The organism is Ruegeria sp. BB5, assembly GCF_056539405.1.
In genome coordinates this window covers 1-965 of sequence record NZ_JBQFUX010000027.1, presented here as the reverse complement: position 1 = coordinate 965, position 965 = coordinate 1, and the positions used below count along the sequence as shown (strand labels likewise).

General features: G+C 63.3%; 1 protein-coding gene. It reads right to left on the bottom strand.

What is annotated here, in order from left to right; all coding sequences use genetic code 11:
- A partial coding sequence (glyA, locus tag ACR0DL_RS21465) for a serine hydroxymethyltransferase (RefSeq protein ID WP_480691294.1) occupies positions 1-965 on the bottom strand: 965 nt, incomplete at both ends.

Genomic DNA, 965 nt, shown 5'->3' with positions numbered 1-965 from the left:
TCGATGATCCAGTCGGCGATCTGGCGGAATTCGACCTCGCCAAAGCCGCGGGTGGTGCCGGCGGGCGAGCCCAGGCGGATGCCGCTGGTGACGGTCGGTTTTTCCGGGTCAAACGGCACGCCGTTCTTGTTGCAGGTGATATGCGCGCGGCCCAGGGCCTTTTCGGTCGCGTTGCCCTTCACGCCTTTGGGGCGCAGGTCGACCAGCACCACATGGGTGTCGGTGCCGTGGGTCACCGTGTCCAGACCGCCCTTGATCAGTTGATCCGACAATGCCTGCGAATTGACGACGACCTGCTTGATATAGTCCTTGAACGCAGGCTGCAGAGCCTCGCCGAAGGCCACAGCCTTGGCCGCGATCACATGCATCAGCGGGCCGCCCTGAATGCCGGGGAAGATCGCCGAATTCACTTTCTTAGCGATATCTTCATCATTGGTCAGGATCATGCCACCACGCGGACCGCGCAGGGTCTTGTGCGTGGTCGTCGTCGCCACATGCGCGTGCGGGAAGGGGCTGGGGTGTTCGCCAGCCGCAACCAGACCGGCGAAATGCGCCATGTCCACGTGCAGATAGGCACCGACCATGTCGGCGATCTCGCGCATGCGGGCAAAGTCGATCACGCGCGGGATGGCCGAGCCTCCGGCGATGATCAGCTTGGGCTGGTGCTCTTTCGCCAGCGCCTCGACCTGATCATAATCCAGCATGTTGTCTTCCTTGCGGACGCCGTACTGCACCGCGTTGAACCACTTGCCCGACTGGTTGGGGCGCGCGCCGTGGGTCAGGTGACCGCCTGCATCCAGGCTCATGCCCAAGATGGTGTCGCCGGGTTGGATCAGCGCCTGGAACACGCCCTGGTTGGCCTGGCTGCCCGAGTTCGGCTGCACGTTGGCGAAGTCACACCCAAACAGCTGCTTGGCGCGGTCGATGGCCAGGTTTTCAGCGATATCAACGAATTGGCAGCCGCC